The following is a 15,749-nucleotide window of genomic DNA, read 5'->3' on the forward strand; positions in this document are numbered from 1 at the left end:
ATGGAAGTAGCCGCTAAGTTGTCGGGCGCTCGCATCTCCGCCCAGAAAGCCCGCTTGGTCGCCGACCAGATCCGCGGGAAGAAGGTGGGCGAAGCGCTCAACCTGTTGGCTTTCAGCAGCAAGAAAGCTGCTGAAATCATGAAGAAAGTCCTCGAGTCGGCCGTAGCCAACGCCGAGCATAACGAAGGCGCAGACGTTGATGACCTGAAGGTCTCCACCGTTTTCGTCAACGAAGGGCGTTCGCTGAAGCGCATCATGCCGCGTGCCAAAGGCCGCGCTGATCGCATCGTCAAGCGGTCTTGCCATATCACTGTCAAGGTTGCGGACAAGTAACGGAGTCGATCAGATGGGTCAGAAAGTACATCCCACTGGCATTCGCCTGGGAATCGTCAAGGAGCACACCTCCGTCTGGTATGCAGACGGCGCTACTTACGCAGATTACCTGTTGAAGGATCTGAAAACGCGTGAGTACCTCCAAGACAAACTAAAAAGCGCGTCCGTTAGCCGTATCGATATCCATCGTCCGGCTCAAACTGCACGCATCACCATCCACACCGCTCGTCCAGGTATCGTTATCGGGAAGAAAGGTGAAGATGTTGAAAAACTGCGTCAGGACCTGACCAAGCAAATGGGTGTGCCTGTGCACATCAATATCGAAGAGATCCGCAAGCCGGAGCTCGACGGTATGCTGGTTGCTCAGAGCGTAGCTCAGCAGCTGGAGCGTCGTGTGATGTTCCGTCGTGCCATGAAGCGCGCCGTACAGAACGCCATGCGTATTGGTGCCAAAGGCATCAAGATCCAGGTGAGCGGTCGTCTCGGCGGTGCTGAAATCGCACGTACTGAATGGTATCGCGAAGGTCGTGTGCCGCTGCACACCCTGCGTGCCGATATCGACTATGCCACCTACGAAGCTCACACCACCTACGGTGTGATCGGTGTCAAGGTTTGGATCTTCAAAGGCGAAGTTATTGGTGGTCGCCAAGAAGAACTGAAACCACAAGCACCAGCGCCTCGTAAAAAAGCTGCTAAGTAAGGGGTACGCCAAATGTTGCAACCAAAGCGTACAAAATTCCGCAAGCAGATGACTGGCCACAACCGTGGTCTGGCGCTGCGCGGTAGCAAGGTCAGCTTCGGCGAGTTCGCCCTGAAAGCTGTTGCTCGCGGTCGTCTCACCGCCCGTCAGATTGAGTCCGCGCGTCGTGCGCTGACCCGTCACGTCAAGCGTGGCGGCAAAATCTGGATCCGCGTATTCCCGGACAAGCCGGTTACCAAGAAGCCTCTCGAAGTGCGGATGGGTAAAGGTAAAGGTTCCGTCGAATACTGGGTTGCCCAGATCCAGCCAGGCAAAGTCCTGTACGAGATCGAGGGTGTTTCTGAAGAGCTGGCGCGTGAGGCATTCGCCCTGGCGGCTGCAAAGCTGCCTCTCGCCACCTCCTTTGTTAAGCGGACGGTGATGTGATGAAAGCGAATGAACTTCGTGAAAAATCAGCACAGCAACTGAACGAGCAACTGCTCGGCTTGCTGCGCGACCAGTTCAATCTGCGTATGCAGAAAGCAACTGGCCAGTTGGGGCAGTCGCACCTGCTCTCGCAAGTTAAGCGTGACATCGCTCGCGTGAAAACTGTGCTCAACCAGCAGGCAGGTAAGTGATCATGGCTGAAGCTGAAAAAACCGTCCGTACGCTGACTGGCCGTGTCGTCAGCGACAAGATGGACAAGACCATCACCGTACTGGTCGAGCGTCGCGTAAAGCACCCGATCTACGGTAAATACGTTAAGCGTTCGACTAAGCTGCACGCGCACGACGAAGCCAACCAGTGCAAGATCGGCGACAAGGTTTCCATCCGTGAAACCCGTCCGCTGGCCAAGACCAAGTCCTGGGCACTGGTTGAAGTTCTCGAACGCGCTGTTGAAGTCTAAGGGCTAGGGGTCGGAGATATTTTATGATTCAGACTCAATCCATGCTCGATGTGGCCGATAACAGCGGCGCTCGTCGCGTCATGTGCATCAAGGTTCTCGGCGGTTCGCACCGTCGTTACGCCGCTATCGGTGACATCATCAAGGTAACCGTCAAGGAAGCAATTCCTCGCGGTAAAGTGAAGAAAGGCCAGGTCATGACCGCTGTTGTGGTTCGTACCCGCCATGGTGTCCGTCGTGCTGACGGCTCCATCATCCGCTTTGATGGCAACGCTGCTGTTCTGCTGAACAACAAGCAAGAGCCGATCGGCACCCGTATCTTTGGGCCAGTGACCCGTGAGCTTCGTTCCGAGAAGTTCATGAAGATCGTCTCGCTCGCCCCAGAAGTGCTGTAAGGAGATCCGACATGCAAAAGATTCGTCGTGACGACGAGATCATCGTGATCGCCGGCAAAGACAAAGGTAAGCGCGGTAAGGTGCTGAAGGTTCTCGCTGACGACCGTCTGGTCGTTGGTGGGATCAACCTGGTGAAGCGCCATACCAAGCCTAACCCGATGTCGGGCGTACAGGGCGGTATCGTCGAGAAAGAAGCGCCACTGCACGCTTCCAACGTCGCCATCTTCAATGGTGAAACCAACAAGGCTGACCGCGTTGGTTTCAAAGTAGAAGACGGCAAAAAAATTCGTGTCTTCAAGTCGACCCAAAAAGCGGTTGATGCTTGAACACTGCTAGGTAGAAGACCATGGCACGACTGAAAGAGATTTATCGGAAGGAAATCGCTCCCAAGCTTAAGGAAGAACTTAAGCTGGCGAACGTGATGGAAGTTCCGCGCGTTACCAAGATCACCCTGAACATGGGTCTGGGCGAAGCGATCGGCGACAAGAAAGTCATCGAGCACGCTGTTGCCGACCTGGAAAAGATCACCGGCCAGAAAGCTGTCGTGACCTTCGCCCGGAAATCCATCGCTGGCTTCAAAGTCCGCGAAGGCTGGCCGATCGGCGTCAAAGTCACCCTGCGCCGCGATCGTATGTACGAGTTCCTGGACCGCCTGCTGGCGATCTCCCTGCCTCGGGTTCGCGACTTCCGCGGCCTGAATGCCAAGTCCTTCGATGGTCGTGGCAACTACAGCATGGGCGTGAAAGAGCAGATCATCTTCCCGGAAATCGACTACGACAAGATCGATGCTCTCCGCGGTCTGGACATTACCCTGACCACCACTGCTCGTACGGATGATGAAGGTCGCGCTCTGCTGCGCGCTTTCAAATTCCCGTTCCGCAACTGATTGGAGTAGGAAAATGGCCAAGAAGAGCATGAAAAACCGTGAGCTGAAGCGTCAGCTGACGGTCGCTAAATACGCCAAGAAGCGTGCTGAGCTGAAAGCAACCATCGTGAACCTGAACGCAAGTCCAGAAGAGCGTTTTGCTGCTGTCGTAGCTCTGCAGAAGCAACCACGTGACGCCAGCGCTGCGCGCCTGCGTAACCGTTGCCGCCTCACCGGTCGTCCACATGGCGTTTACCGCAAGTTCGGCCTCGGCCGTAACATGCTGCGTCAAGCAGCAATGCGCGGTGACGTTCCAGGTCTGGTCAAGGCCAGCTGGTAAGACGTACCGGCAGCGTCCTGGTGGCGGAGGAGAGATCTTCCGACCACTGGTGATCTTGCATCGAAACAAGCCCCTTTTGGGGCTTGTTTCGTTTCAGGGATGTGTCTAGAATGACCGGCTCACCTGAGCCCGGGTTTTCTCGCGCGCCTCAAGGTGACAGTAGTAGCCGAAAGGCTAATTTTTTTGTGTATCAGGAGCGTCTAGCCCATGAGTATGCAGGACCCGTTAGCGGACATGCTAACTCGCATCCGTAATGCCCAGATGGCTGAAAAGTCCGTCGTAAGCATGCCTTCTTCGACTCTGAAGGTTGCGGTCGCCAAAGTTCTGAAGGACGAAGGTTACATCGCTGGTTACCAGGTAACCGCCGATGCCAAGCCATCGCTCTCCATCGAGCTGAAATACTTCGAAGGCCGTCCGGTCATCGAAGAAGTCAAGCGCGTAAGCCGTCCTGGCCTGCGCCAGTACAAGTCCGTCGATGAGCTGCCGAAAGTACGTGGCGGCCTGGGCGTGTCTATCGTCTCCACCAACAAAGGTGTGATGACCGATCGTGCTGCGCGCGCTGCCGGTGTTGGCGGCGAAGTTCTCTGCACAGTGTTCTAAGGGGGGATAAGCATGTCTCGCGTCGCTAAGAACCCCGTTAAGCTGCCAGCCGGTGTCGAAGTCAAATTCGCTGGCCAGCAGCTTTCGGTGAAGGGTGCCAAGGGCACTCTCGAACTGAATGTTCACTCGTCCGTAGAAGTGATCGAAGAAGCTGGTGAGCTGCGTTTCGCTGCTCGCAACGGCGATCAACAAACCCGCGCTATGGCCGGTACCACCCGCGCCCTGGTAAACAACATGGTCCAAGGCGTAAGCCAAGGCTTCGAGCGCAAGCTCCAGCTGGTCGGTGTTGGTTACAAGGCACAAGCCAAAGGCAACGTGCTGAACCTGGCGCTCGGCTTCTCGCATCCAGTGGATTACGAACTGCCAGCCGGTATCACCGCTGAAACTCCTAGCCAGACCGACATCCTGATCAAGGGTATCGACAAGCAGCTGGTAGGTCAGGTGGCCGCTGAAATCCGCGACTTCCGTCCGCCAGAGCCTTACAAAGGCAAGGGTGTGCGTTACGCGGACGAAGTAGTCCGTCGTAAAGAAGCCAAGAAGAAGTAGGGCATAGCAAATGACCGACAAAAAAGTTACTCGTCTGCGTCGCGCTCGCAAAGCACGCCTGAAAATGCACGAACTCGAAGTCGTGCGTCTGTGCGTGTTCCGCTCCTCGCAGCACATCTACGCCCAGGTCATTTCGGCCGACGGCAGCAAAGTCCTGGCCAGTGCCTCGACTTTGGACAAAGAACTGCGTGATGGCGCCACCGGCAACATCGACGCGGCCACTAAGGTTGGCAAGCTGGTAGCTGAGCGTGCGAAAGCCGCCGGTGTATCTCAAGTTGCCTTTGACCGTTCCGGCTTCAAGTACCATGGCCGCGTTAAAGCGCTGGCTGATGCTGCTCGTGAAGGCGGGCTGGAGTTCTAAGTTATGGCAAATAACGATCAAAAGCGCGACGAAGGCTACATCGAGAAGCTGGTTCAGGTTAACCGCGTTGCCAAGACCGTAAAAGGTGGCCGTATCTTCACCTTCACCGCGCTGACCGTGGTAGGTGATGGCAAGGGCCGTGTTGGCTTCGGCCGTGGCAAGTCGCGCGAAGTTCCAGCTGCGATCCAGAAAGCCATGGAAGCCGCTCGCCGCAACATGATTCAGGTCGACCTGGATGGCACTACCCTGCAGTACGCCACCAAGTCCGCCCATGGCGCGTCGAAGGTCTACATGCAGCCTGCTTCGGAAGGTACCGGTATCATCGCCGGTGGCGCAATGCGTGCCGTCCTGGAAGTTGCTGGCGTTCAGAACGTCCTGGCCAAGTGCTACGGCTCGACCAACCCTGTAAACGTGGTTTACGCCACCTTCAAGGGTCTGAAAGCTATGCAATCTCCTGAGTCCATTGCTGCCAAGCGCGGCAAGAGCGTTGAGGAGATCCTCTGATCATGGCTACCGTTAAAGTAACGCTGATCAAAAGCACCGCCGGCCGCCTGCCTAACCACAAACTGTGCGTTAAGGGTCTGGGTCTGCGTCGCATCGGTCACACTGTAGAAGTCCAGGATACTCCCGAGAACCGCGGGATGATTAACAAGGCTTACTACATGCTGCGCGTCGAGGGTTAATCGATGAAACTCAATGATCTGAGTCCAGCGCCGGGTTCCCGTCGCGAGAAGCATCGTCCGGGTCGTGGTATCGGTAGCGGTTTGGGCAAGACTGGTGGCCGCGGCCACAAAGGTCAGACCTCCCGTTCCGGTGGCACCATTGCTCCAGGCTTTGAAGGCGGTCAACAGCCGCTGCACCGTCGTCTGCCGAAGTTCGGCTTCGTTTCCCTGAAAGCCATGGACCGCGCAGAAGTGCGTCTGTCCGAGCTGGCCAAGGTGGAAGGCGACGTGATCACCGTTCAGTCCCTGAAGGACGCCAACGTGATTAACCAGAACGTACAGCGCGTGAAAATCATGCTGTCCGGCGAAGTTACTCGCGCGGTCACCATCAAGGGCATCGCAGCCACCAAGGGTGCGCGTGCGGCTATCGAAGCAGCTGGCGGCAAGTTCGAGGAATAAATGGCTAAGCAAGGTGCTCTCTCTTCGCTCGGCAAAGGCGGGATGTCTGAACTTTGGGCTCGTCTGCGTTTTCTGTTCCTGGCGATTATCGTCTATCGGATAGGTGCGCATATCCCAGTTCCAGGTGTTAACCCGGACCGGCTGGCGGAACTGTTTCGACAGAATGAGGGGACCATTCTTAGCTTGTTCAACATGTTTTCCGGCGGTGCGCTGGAGCGCATGAGCGTATTTGCACTGGGGATCATGCCGTACATTTCGGCGTCGATCATCATGCAGCTCATGACTGCTGTCAGCCCACAGCTGGAACAGTTGAAGAAGGAAGGTGAATCTGGCCGTCGCAAGATCAGCCAGTACACCCGCTACCTCACCGTTATCCTGGCGTTGGTCCAGGCCACTGGCATGTCCATTGGTCTGGCCGGTCAGGGCGTGGCGTTTTCTGCAGGCTTCGGCTTCCATTTCGTTGCGGTTTCCACTTTCGTGGCTGGCGCAATGTTCATGATGTGGCTGGGTGAGCAGATCACGGAGCGCGGTGTGGGCAACGGTATCTCGATGCTTATCTTCGCAGGTATCGTTGCCGGTCTTCCGAGAGCAATCGGGCAGTCTTTCGAGTCTGCACGTACGGGTGATATCAACATCTTCGCCCTGGTCGCTATCGGTCTGCTGGCAGTAGCGATTATCGGTTTCGTGGTCTTCATCGAGCGTGGTCAGCGTCGTATTGCTGTTCACTACGCCAAGCGTCAGCAGGGCCGCAAGGTCTTCGCTGCGCAGACGAGCCACTTGCCGCTGAAAGTGAACATGGCTGGTGTCATTCCGGCCATTTTCGCAAGCAGCATTCTGCTGTTTCCGGCTTCGCTGGGTTCCTGGTTCGGCCAGTCCGAAGGTTTGGGCTGGTTGCAGGATGTCGCGCAGTCGATCGCTCCTGGTCAGCCGTTGAACATTTTGCTGTTTAGTGCAGGGATCGTTTTCTTCTGCTTCTTCTACACAGCGCTGATGTTCAATCCGAAGGACGTAGCGGAAAACCTTAAGAAGTCCGGTGCCTTTATTCCGGGTATCCGTCCTGGTGAGCAGTCCGCACGCTACATTGATGGCGTTCTGACTCGTCTGACCATGTTCGGTGCTCTTTATATGACGGCCGTGTGCCTGCTGCCCCAGTTCCTGGTCGTGGCTGCAAACGTTCCGTTCTACCTTGGCGGGACCTCGTTGCTGATTGTGGTAGTGGTTGTGATGGACTTTATGTCCCAAGTACAATCGCACCTCGTTTCGCACCAGTACGAATCCCTGATGAAGAAAGCCAACCTGAAAGGCTACGGTGGCAGCGGTCTGCTGCGCTGAAACCCCTAAGGTTCGAGGAGTTGGTGATGAAAGTTCGTGCATCGGTCAAAAAACTGTGCCGTAACTGCAAGATTATTCGCCGCGAAGGTGTGGTTCGAGTAATTTGCAGCGCGGAACCGCGTCACAAGCAGCGCCAAGGCTGAGTGTGATCTGTGCTTCAAACCCAGCAGCTAGTGTGCTGCTGGGTTGATTATTTGTTTCTACAGCGATATTATCTCGCGCCCTATTTCTTGGCTTCCGGGGCGTAGGTAGCTGTCAATTGGAGTCCCACTGAATGGCCCGTATTGCAGGCGTTAACATTCCAGATAACAAGCATACTGTTATCTCGCTGACCTACATCTATGGTGTTGGTCGCACTACTGCACAGAAAATCTGTGCAGATGCTGGTGTAAACCCAGCCGCTAAGATCAAGGATCTGAGCGACGAGCAGATTGAACAGCTGCGTGGCGAAGTCGCGAAGTTCACCACCGAAGGTGACCTGCGTCGTGACATCAACATGAAAATCAAGCGTTTGATGGACCTGGGCTGCTACCGCGGTCTGCGCCATCGTCGGGGTCTGCCAGTACGCGGTCAGCGTACCAAGACCAATGCACGTACCCGCAAGGGTCCGCGTAAGCCGATCCGCAAGTAATCGCACCAGCGAATCGACAGGAATTTAGACATGGCAAAACCTGCTGCTCGTCCTCGTAAAAAAGTCAAAAAGACAGTGGTTGATGGCATCGCCCACATCCACGCGTCTTTCAACAACACCATCGTGACCATCACCGATCGTCAAGGTAACGCTCTGTCCTGGGCTACCTCCGGCGGTTCGGGTTTCCGTGGTTCCCGCAAATCGACCCCGTTCGCTGCTCAGGTAGCTGCTGAACGTGCAGGTCAAGCTGCGCTGGAATACGGCCTGAAGAACCTCGACGTAAACGTCAAGGGCCCAGGTCCGGGTCGTGAATCCGCTGTTCGTGCACTGAACGGCTGCGGCTACAAGATCGCCAGCATCACCGACGTGACGCCAATCCCGCACAACGGGTGCCGTCCGCCGAAGAAGCGTCGCGTGTAATCAGGAGACAGATAAATGGCACGTTACATTGGTCCAAAATGCAAACTGTCTCGTCGTGAAGGCACCGACCTGTTCCTGAAGAGCGGCGTTCGCGCTCTGGAATCGAAGTGCAACATCGAAGCAGCCCCAGGTATCCACGGCCAGCGCCGTGGCCGTCAGTCCGACTACGGCACCCAGCTGCGCGAGAAGCAAAAAGTCCGTCGTATCTATGGCGTTCTCGAGCGTCAATTCAGCGGTTACTACAAGCAGGCAGCGGCCAAGAAAGGCGCTACCGGCGAGAACCTGCTGCAACTGCTCGAATGCCGTCTGGATAACGTCGTATACCGTATGGGCTTCGGCGCTACCCGTGCTGAATCCCGCCAGCTGGTTTCGCACAAAGCGATCAGCATCAACGGCAAGACTGTAAACGTTCCGTCCTACCAAGTTCGTCCGGGTGACGTGGTCGCAGTTCGCGAGAAATCGGCGAACCAGCTGCGCATTGTTCAAGCCCTTGAACTGTGTGCTCAGCGTGGCCGCGTTGAGTGGGTTGACGTGGATGCTGCCAAGAAGTCGGGCGTTTTCAAGAACGTTCCTGCTCGCAGCGACCTGTCTGCCGACATCAACGAAAACCTGATTGTCGAGCTCTACTCCAAGTAAGGGCTAGAAAATAGGTGCATCCATGCAGATTTCGGTAAATGAGTTCCTGACGCCCCGCCACATCGATGTGCAGGTCGTCAGTCCAACCCGCGCTAAAATCACGCTCGAGCCTCTCGAGCGTGGTTTCGGCCATACCCTGGGCAACGCGCTGCGCCGCATCCTGTTGTCCTCCATGCCTGGCTGTGCAGTAGTCGAGGCCGAGATCGATGGCGTACTCCACGAGTACTCCGCGATCGAAGGTGTACAGGAAGACGTCATTGAAATCCTGTTGAACCTGAAAGGCCTGGCTATCAAACTGCACGGTCGTGACGAAGTTACGCTGACCTTGTCGAAGAAGGGTTCGGGGGTGGTTACCGCTGCCGATATTCAGCTGGATCATGATGTCGAGATCGTTAATCCCGATCACGTAATCGCTAACCTGGCGTCCAACGGCGCCCTGAACATGAAGCTCACCGTAGCTCGTGGTCGTGGTTATGAGCCGGCCGATTCGCGTCAGAGCGATGAGGATGAAAGCCGCAGCATCGGTCGCTTGCAGCTCGATTCCTCGTTCAGCCCGGTTCGCCGTATCGCATACGTGGTGGAAAACGCCCGTGTCGAGCAGCGTACCAACCTGGACAAGCTGGTTATTGATCTGGAAACCAACGGTACCCTGGATCCTGAAGAGGCAATCCGTCGTGCTGCAACCATCCTGCAACAGCAGCTGGCTGCATTCGTCGACCTCAAAGGTGACAGCGAGCCCGTGGTAGTCGAGCAGGAAGACGAGATCGATCCGATCCTGCTTCGTCCGGTTGACGATCTGGAATTGACCGTACGTTCGGCCAACTGCCTGAAGGCGGAGAACATCTACTACATCGGCGATCTGATTCAGCGCACCGAAGTAGAGCTGTTGAAGACTCCGAACCTCGGCAAGAAGTCCCTGACTGAAATCAAGGACGTTCTGGCTTCCCGTGGTCTGTCCCTCGGCATGCGCCTCGACAACTGGCCGCCTGCAAGTCTTAAGAAAGACGACAAGGCGACTGCCTGATCGTCGTAATCACCGAACGTAGTGTTTGGTAAGGAATGAATCATGCGTCATCGTAAAAGTGGACGTCACCTGAGCCGTACCAGCTCTCACCGCAAGGCCATGTTCCAGAACATGGCGGTGTCGCTGATCGAGCACGAGCTGATCAAGACCACCCTGCCAAAAGCCAAGGAGCTGCGTCGCGTTGCCGAGCCGCTGATCACCCTGGCTAAAGAAGACAGCGTTGCTAACCGTCGTCTGGCGTTCGACCGTACCCGTTCGAAAGAAGCCGTTGGTAAGCTGTTCAACGATCTGGGCAAGCGCTATGCCACCCGTCAGGGCGGCTACCTGCGTATCCTCAAGTGCGGTTTCCGCGCTGGCGATAACGCACCTATGGCGTACGTCGAGCTGGTTGATCGTCCAGTCGGTGGCTCGGTAGAAGCCGCTGAGTAAGACGAACAGTCTTCTACAAGAAACCGGGCCTAGTGCCCGGTTTTTTGTTTTCAGCATTTCGAGAATGAAAAGCACTCTTGCGGCAAAGTCGAAATGATAAGAAGAACTCGCCTCATTTGGCGGGTATTTCAATGAAAATCACTACTGTTCACCGGCTTTTTTACGTATTTTTGCGCATTTTCCAGTGACCTGCCGGTCATCCTGGTTCACACTATCGACTTTCAAACAGGGAGATGCGGGACGATGCAAGGTCACCCGGACGTAATCGACTACCTCAACACGTTGCTGACGGGCGAACTGGCGGCACGCGATCAGTACTTCATCCACTCGCGCATGTACGAGGACTGGGGCTTCAGCAAGCTCTACGAGCGTATCAATCACGAGATGGAAGAAGAGGCACAACACGCCGATGCCCTGATCCGACGCATCCTCATGCTCGAAGGCACTCCGCGCATGCGTCCTGATGATCTGGATGTCGGTACCAGCGTACCGGACATGATCGCCGCTGACCTGCGCCTGGAATACAAGGTTCGGGCCGCGCTGTGCAAAGGAATCGAGCTGTGCGAACTGCACAAGGACTACATCAGCCGCGATATCCTGCGCCAGCAATTGGCCGATACCGAGGAAGATCACACCTACTGGCTGGAAAAGCAGCAAGGCCTGATCAAATCCCTGGGCCTGGAAAACTACCTGCAATCGCAGATGTAATTCCCGGCGCAAATGAAAAGCCCCTGTCGCTCAACACGACAGGGGCTTTTTCGTAGGTGTTGCCCTCAGGCGCGGTCGCGTTCCAGCAACGGCTTGAGATAGTGCCCGGTGTGGGACTGTTCCATCTTCGCCAACTCCTCCGGCGTGCCGCAAGCGATGATCTGACCGCCCTTGGAGCCACCCTCGGGACCCAGGTCTACAAGCCAGTCGGCGGTCTTGATCACGTCCAGGTTGTGTTCGATCACCACTACGGTGTTGCCGTGGTCGCGCAGACGGTGCAGCACGTCCAGCAATTGCTGGATATCCGCGAAGTGCAGGCCGGTGGTCGGCTCGTCGAGGATATACAGGGTTTTGCCGGTATCCCGCTTGGACAGCTCGCGGGACAACTTGACCCGCTGCGCCTCGCCTCCGGACAGGGTGGTGGCCGACTGTCCGAGCTTGATGTAGGAAAGCCCGACGTCCATGAGCGTCTGCAGCTTGCGCGCCAGCGCCGGCACCGCATCGAAGAACTCCCGCGCTTCCTCGATGGTCATCTCGAGCACTTCGTGGATGTTCTTGCCCTTGTACTTGATCTCAAGGGTTTCACGGTTGTACCGCTTGCTCTTGCACACATCGCAAGGAACATAGATGTCCGGCAGGAAGTGCATCTCCACCTTGATCAAGCCATCGCCCTGGCACGCCTCGCAGCGGCCGCCCTTCACGTTGAAGGAAAAGCGTCCCGGACCGTAGCCTCGGGAGCGAGACTCCGGCACCCCGGAAAACAATTCGCGGATCGGGGTGAACAATCCTGTGTAGGTCGCCGGGTTGGAACGAGGAGTACGACCGATCGGGCTCTGGTCGATATCCACCACCTTGTCCAGGTGCTGCAGGCCGTCACAGCTGTCATGAGCGGCCGCCTCCAGCGTGGACGCCCCGTTGAGGGCAGTCGCGGCCAGCGGGAACAGCGTGTTGTTGATCAAGGTCGATTTGCCCGAGCCGGAAACGCCGGTGACACAGGTCAGCAGGCCGATCGGGATCTCCAGGTTGACGTTCTGCAGGTTGTTGCCCCGCGCGCCCTTGAGCTTGATCGACAGCTTCTTGTTGCGTGGTGTGCGCTTGGCCGGAACGAGGATCTTCTTGCGACCGGACAGGTACATGCCGGTCACCGAATCAGGATGAGCCATGACCTCGTCCGGAGTACCTTCGGCCACGATCTGACCACCATGCACACCGGCACCCGGGCCGATGTCCACCACATAGTCGGCCAGACGGATCGCGTCTTCGTCATGTTCCACCACGATCACCGTGTTGCCGATATCGCGCAGGTGGTTGAGGGTTGCCAGCAGGCGGTCGTTATCGCGCTGGTGAAGGCCGATGGAGGGCTCGTCGAGGATATACATCACCCCGACCAGGCCGGCACCGATCTGGCTGGCAAGGCGGATGCGCTGGGCTTCGCCACCGGACAGGGTGTCGGCACTACGGTCGAGGGTCAGATAATCGAGTCCGACGTTCACCAGGAACTGTAGGCGTTCACAGATTTCCTTGAGAATCTTGTCAGCGATTTCTCCGCGGCGTCCGGTCAGTTTCAACCCGCCGAAGTAATCGCTGGCCTCGCCGATCGGCAGACCGGTGACGGCCGGCAAGGTCTTTTCACCAACCCACACATGCCGGGCCTCACGGCGCAGGCGGGTGCCACGGCAATCCGGGCAGGGCTGGGTGCTGAGGAACTTGGCCAGTTCCTCGCGAACGGTGGCGGACTCGGTTTCGCGGTAGCGCCGCTCCAGGTTCGGCACGATGCCTTCGAAGGGGTGTGAGCGCTTGACGATATCGCCGCGATCGTTGAGGTACTTGAAGTCCACGTTCTGGTTGCCGCTACCGTGCAGGATGGTCTTCTGCTGGTCCGCAGGCAGCTCGGCGAAGGGCTTTTCCAAGCTGAAACCGAAATGCGCGGCGAGCGACCCGAGCATCTGGAAATAATAGACATTGCGTCGATCCCAACCACGGATGGCACCTTCCGCCAAGGTCAGCTCGGCATTGACCAGGCGCTTGACGTCGAAGAACTGCTTGACCCCCAGGCCGTCGCAGGTCGGGCAGGCACCGGCCGGGTTGTTGAAGGAGAACAGCTTGGGCTCCAGCTCGCTGATGGCGTGGCCGCAGATCGGGCAGGCGAAACGGGCGGAGAAAATCATTTCCTCGCCAGGCTCGTCGTCCATCGGCGCGACCAGGGCGATACCGTCTGCCAGGTTCAGCGCGGTCTCGAAGGACTCGGCCAGGCGCTGCTGCAGATCGGCACGGACCTTGAACCGATCCACCACCACATCGATGCTGTGCTTTTTCTGTTTGTCGAGCTTGGGCAATTCATCCAGCTCGAACAGCTTGCCGTTGACCCGTGCACGCACGAAGCCCTGGGCGCGCAGTTCCTCGAAGACCGCCAGGTGTTCGCCCTTGCGCTCGCGCACCACCGGCGCCAGCAGCATCAGCTTGCTGCCTTCGGGCTGGGCCAGGACCAGGTCGACCATCTGGCTGACGGTCTGGGCCTCCAGCGGAATATCGTGATCCGGGCAGCGTGGCGTACCTACGCGGGCGTACAGCAGGCGCAGGTAGTCGTAGATCTCGGTGATGGTGCCGACGGTGGAGCGCGGGTTGTGGGAGGTGGATTTCTGCTCGATGGAAATCGCCGGCGACAGGCCCTCGATGGTATCCACGTCGGGCTTTTCCATCATCGACAGGAACTGCCGGGCGTATGCCGACAGCGACTCCACATAGCGCCGCTGGCCTTCGGCATAGAGCGTATCGAAAGCCAGGGACGACTTGCCGGAACCGGACAGCCCGGTAATCACGATCAGTTTGTCGCGAGGCAGAGTCAGGTCGATGTTTTTCAGGTTGTGGGTGCGAGCCCCACGAATCAGGATCTTGTCCACTACGGCCTCGCTTGGCGGGCATAAACGCAGAAGTATACGGGGCGTGGCCATTACGCGGCAAAGCGTCGCGTAGATGCCGTTAACCGATGGGACTGGTAGAATCGCCGCCGGTTCACACGAGGTATATCCATGCACGATCCCCACAGCGAACGCATGAGCGGCAGCGAAACCCGCGCCGCAGGCGGCCTGGCCCTGGTGTTCGCCTTCCGTATGCTGGGCATGTTCATGGTCCTGCCGGTGCTGGCGACCTATGGCATGGACCTGGCCGGTGCCACGCCGGCCCTGATTGGCCTGGCGATCGGCGCCTACGGCCTGACCCAGGCGGTCCTGCAGATTCCTTTCGGGATCATTTCCGACCGCATAGGCCGACGTCCGGTGATCTACCTCGGCCTGGTGGTCTTTGCGCTGGGGAGCGTGCTGGCGGCCCAGGCCGATTCGATCTGGGGCGTGATCGCCGGACGCATCCTGCAAGGCGCCGGGGCGATCTCGGCGGCGGTGATGGCGCTTCTGTCGGACCTGACCCGCGAGCAGCATCGGACCAAGGCCATGGCCATGATCGGCATGAGCATCGGTCTTTCGTTCGCCGTGGCGATGGTCGTCGGGCCGTTGCTGACCCGCGCGTTCGGTCTTTCGGGGCTGTTCCTGGCGACGGCGGCGATGGCACTGGTCGGGATTGCCTTGATCGCCTTCGTTGTTCCGGCGTCCAACACCCAGCTGCATCATCGCGAGTCCGGCGTAGCCAGGCAGGCGCTTGGTCCGACGTTGCGCCATCCTGATTTGCTGCGCCTGGATGTGGGTATCTTCGTCCTGCACGCGATTCTCATGGCCAGCTTCGTCGCGCTGCCGCTGGCCTTCGTCGAGCGTGGCGGGCTGCCCAAGGAACAGCACTGGTGGGTGTACCTGACGGCATTGCTGATTTCATTCTTCGCAATGATTCCGTTCATTATCTATGGTGAAAAAAAGCGCAAGATGAAACGCGTCCTGCTGGGCGCGGTCAGTGTCTTGCTCCTGACGGAGCTGTTTTTCTGGGAGTTGGGGAACAGCCTGTCGGCGCTGGTGATCGGAACCGTCATCTTCTTCACCGCCTTCAACCTGCTGGAAGCGTCGCTGCCTTCGTTGATCAGCAAGGTGTCGCCCGCTGGCGGCAAGGGCACGGCGATGGGGGTCTACTCCACCAGCCAGTTCCTCGGGGCGGCGCTGGGCGGGATCCTCGGTGGATGGCTGTTCCAGCATGGTGGGTTGGCAACTGTATTCCTGGGGTGTGCAGCTTTGTGCGCGATCTGGCTCGTGGTTGCTGTTACCATGAACGAACCACCTTATGTAACGAGCCTGCGCATGCCGTTGTCGCCCGAGGCGCTGCGCGAAGCGGGCTTGTCCGAGCGCCTGAAGGCCGTGCCGGGTGTGACCGACGCAGTGGTGGTCGCTGATGAAGCTGCCATCTACATCAAACTTGATACACAAATTTTGGATCGCTCGACCCTGGAACGCCTGGTCAATCCGGCGTCTGCGGCGAGTGAAGCCTAGG

General features: G+C 57.7%; 25 protein-coding genes. 24 read left to right on the forward strand and 1 reads right to left on the reverse strand.

Annotation, left to right across the window (positions count from 1 at the left end):
• The 23 genes from rplV to bfr all read left to right on the forward strand — a co-directional run bounded on the left by rplV (position 1) and on the right by bfr (position 11,324).
• On the forward strand, positions 1 to 333 hold the full coding sequence (gene rplV, locus ACPFMA_RS02935) for a 50S ribosomal protein L22 (RefSeq protein ID WP_003103908.1): 333 nt from the start codon (positions 1 to 3) through the stop codon (positions 331 to 333).
• Between the two features lie 13 nt (positions 334 to 346).
• On the forward strand, positions 347 to 1,033 hold the full coding sequence (rpsC, locus tag ACPFMA_RS02940; RefSeq protein WP_009397510.1) for a 30S ribosomal protein S3: 687 nt from the start codon (positions 347 to 349) through the stop codon (positions 1,031 to 1,033).
• Positions 1,034 to 1,045: 12 nt separating this feature from the next.
• Positions 1,046 to 1,459, forward strand: coding sequence for a 50S ribosomal protein L16 (gene rplP / locus ACPFMA_RS02945; protein WP_009397508.1), 414 nt, complete (start codon positions 1,046 to 1,048; stop codon positions 1,457 to 1,459).
• The gene (gene rpmC / locus ACPFMA_RS02950; protein WP_002555481.1) at positions 1,459 to 1,650 is read left to right on the forward strand and encodes a 50S ribosomal protein L29; all 192 of its coding nucleotides are present in this window, start codon (positions 1,459 to 1,461) and stop codon (positions 1,648 to 1,650) included. The genes rplP and rpmC overlap by 1 nt, the downstream gene beginning before the upstream one ends.
• A gap of 2 nt (positions 1,651 to 1,652) precedes the next feature.
• Entirely contained in the window at positions 1,653 to 1,919 is a 267-nt protein-coding gene (gene rpsQ / locus ACPFMA_RS02955; protein WP_064302108.1) for a 30S ribosomal protein S17, read from the forward strand.
• Between the two features lie 23 nt (positions 1,920 to 1,942).
• Positions 1,943 to 2,311, forward strand: a complete 369-nt coding sequence (rplN, locus tag ACPFMA_RS02960) for a 50S ribosomal protein L14 (protein ID WP_009397502.1) — start codon at positions 1,943 to 1,945, stop codon at positions 2,309 to 2,311.
• Between the two features lie 11 nt (positions 2,312 to 2,322).
• On the forward strand, positions 2,323 to 2,637 hold the full coding sequence (gene rplX, locus ACPFMA_RS02965; protein WP_009397501.1) for a 50S ribosomal protein L24: 315 nt from the start codon (positions 2,323 to 2,325) through the stop codon (positions 2,635 to 2,637).
• Between the two features lie 20 nt (positions 2,638 to 2,657).
• Complete coding sequence (gene rplE, locus ACPFMA_RS02970; RefSeq protein WP_009397500.1) at positions 2,658 to 3,197, forward strand: 50S ribosomal protein L5; 540 nt, start codon at positions 2,658 to 2,660, stop codon at positions 3,195 to 3,197.
• Positions 3,198 to 3,210: 13 nt separating this feature from the next.
• On the forward strand, positions 3,211 to 3,516 hold the full coding sequence (rpsN, locus tag ACPFMA_RS02975; protein WP_009397499.1) for a 30S ribosomal protein S14: 306 nt from the start codon (positions 3,211 to 3,213) through the stop codon (positions 3,514 to 3,516).
• A gap of 207 nt (positions 3,517 to 3,723) precedes the next feature.
• Positions 3,724 to 4,116: a 30S ribosomal protein S8 gene (gene rpsH / locus ACPFMA_RS02980; RefSeq protein WP_009397498.1), complete on the forward strand. Its 393-nt coding sequence runs from the start codon at positions 3,724 to 3,726 to the stop codon at positions 4,114 to 4,116.
• A 12-nt stretch (positions 4,117 to 4,128) separates the two neighbouring features.
• Positions 4,129 to 4,662, forward strand: a complete 534-nt coding sequence (gene rplF, locus ACPFMA_RS02985) for a 50S ribosomal protein L6 (RefSeq protein WP_009397497.1) — start codon at positions 4,129 to 4,131, stop codon at positions 4,660 to 4,662.
• Positions 4,663 to 4,672: 10 nt separating this feature from the next.
• A complete protein-coding gene (gene rplR / locus ACPFMA_RS02990; protein ID WP_009397496.1) occupies positions 4,673 to 5,023 on the forward strand; it encodes a 50S ribosomal protein L18 in 351 nt (116 codons plus the stop codon).
• 3 nt (positions 5,024 to 5,026) lie between these two features.
• Complete coding sequence (rpsE, locus tag ACPFMA_RS02995) at positions 5,027 to 5,527, forward strand: 30S ribosomal protein S5 (protein ID WP_009397494.1); 501 nt, start codon at positions 5,027 to 5,029, stop codon at positions 5,525 to 5,527.
• A gap of 2 nt (positions 5,528 to 5,529) precedes the next feature.
• Positions 5,530 to 5,706 carry a 50S ribosomal protein L30 gene (gene rpmD, locus ACPFMA_RS03000; protein ID WP_009397493.1) on the forward strand — a complete coding sequence of 59 codons (177 nt, stop codon included), beginning with the start codon at positions 5,530 to 5,532 and terminating at the stop codon, positions 5,704 to 5,706.
• Between the two features lie 3 nt (positions 5,707 to 5,709).
• Complete coding sequence (gene rplO / locus ACPFMA_RS03005) at positions 5,710 to 6,144, forward strand: 50S ribosomal protein L15 (RefSeq protein WP_009397491.1); 435 nt, start codon at positions 5,710 to 5,712, stop codon at positions 6,142 to 6,144.
• Positions 6,145 to 7,476, forward strand: coding sequence for a preprotein translocase subunit SecY (secY, locus tag ACPFMA_RS03010; protein WP_009397489.1), 1,332 nt, complete (start codon positions 6,145 to 6,147; stop codon positions 7,474 to 7,476).
• Between the two features lie 26 nt (positions 7,477 to 7,502).
• Complete coding sequence (gene rpmJ, locus ACPFMA_RS03015; RefSeq protein WP_002555468.1) at positions 7,503 to 7,619, forward strand: 50S ribosomal protein L36; 117 nt, start codon at positions 7,503 to 7,505, stop codon at positions 7,617 to 7,619.
• 131 nt (positions 7,620 to 7,750) lie between these two features.
• Positions 7,751 to 8,107, forward strand: a complete 357-nt coding sequence (gene rpsM / locus ACPFMA_RS03020) for a 30S ribosomal protein S13 (RefSeq protein WP_009397487.1) — start codon at positions 7,751 to 7,753, stop codon at positions 8,105 to 8,107.
• A 30-nt stretch (positions 8,108 to 8,137) separates the two neighbouring features.
• The gene (rpsK, locus tag ACPFMA_RS03025; protein ID WP_002555466.1) at positions 8,138 to 8,527 is read left to right on the forward strand and encodes a 30S ribosomal protein S11; all 390 of its coding nucleotides are present in this window, start codon (positions 8,138 to 8,140) and stop codon (positions 8,525 to 8,527) included.
• Between the two features lie 15 nt (positions 8,528 to 8,542).
• A complete protein-coding gene (gene rpsD, locus ACPFMA_RS03030) occupies positions 8,543 to 9,163 on the forward strand; it encodes a 30S ribosomal protein S4 (RefSeq protein WP_009397470.1) in 621 nt (206 codons plus the stop codon).
• Between the two features lie 22 nt (positions 9,164 to 9,185).
• Positions 9,186 to 10,187, forward strand: coding sequence for a DNA-directed RNA polymerase subunit alpha (locus tag ACPFMA_RS03035; protein WP_003186012.1), 1,002 nt, complete (start codon positions 9,186 to 9,188; stop codon positions 10,185 to 10,187).
• 42 nt (positions 10,188 to 10,229) lie between these two features.
• A complete protein-coding gene (gene rplQ, locus ACPFMA_RS03040; RefSeq protein ID WP_009397469.1) occupies positions 10,230 to 10,616 on the forward strand; it encodes a 50S ribosomal protein L17 in 387 nt (128 codons plus the stop codon).
• A gap of 243 nt (positions 10,617 to 10,859) precedes the next feature.
• Entirely contained in the window at positions 10,860 to 11,324 is a 465-nt protein-coding gene (gene bfr / locus ACPFMA_RS03045) for a bacterioferritin (protein ID WP_064302107.1), read from the forward strand.
• Positions 11,325 to 11,389: 65 nt separating this feature from the next.
• On the opposite strand, the gene uvrA is transcribed toward bfr, so the two are convergent.
• Positions 11,390 to 14,224 carry an excinuclease ABC subunit UvrA gene (gene uvrA / locus ACPFMA_RS03050; RefSeq protein WP_425929654.1) on the reverse strand — a complete coding sequence of 945 codons (2,835 nt, stop codon included), beginning with the start codon at positions 14,222 to 14,224 and terminating at the stop codon, positions 11,390 to 11,392.
• Between the two features lie 129 nt (positions 14,225 to 14,353).
• On the opposite strand from uvrA, the gene ACPFMA_RS03055 reads away from it, so the two are divergent.
• Positions 14,354 to 15,748, forward strand: a complete 1,395-nt coding sequence (locus ACPFMA_RS03055) for an MFS transporter (protein WP_064302105.1) — start codon at positions 14,354 to 14,356, stop codon at positions 15,746 to 15,748.
• Position 15,749 lies beyond the last annotated feature (1 nt).

Origin of the sequence: Pseudomonas sp. NyZ201 (assembly GCF_049860765.1) — a bacterium.
Lineage (GTDB): Bacteria > Pseudomonadota > Gammaproteobacteria > Pseudomonadales > Pseudomonadaceae > Aquipseudomonas > Aquipseudomonas bharatica.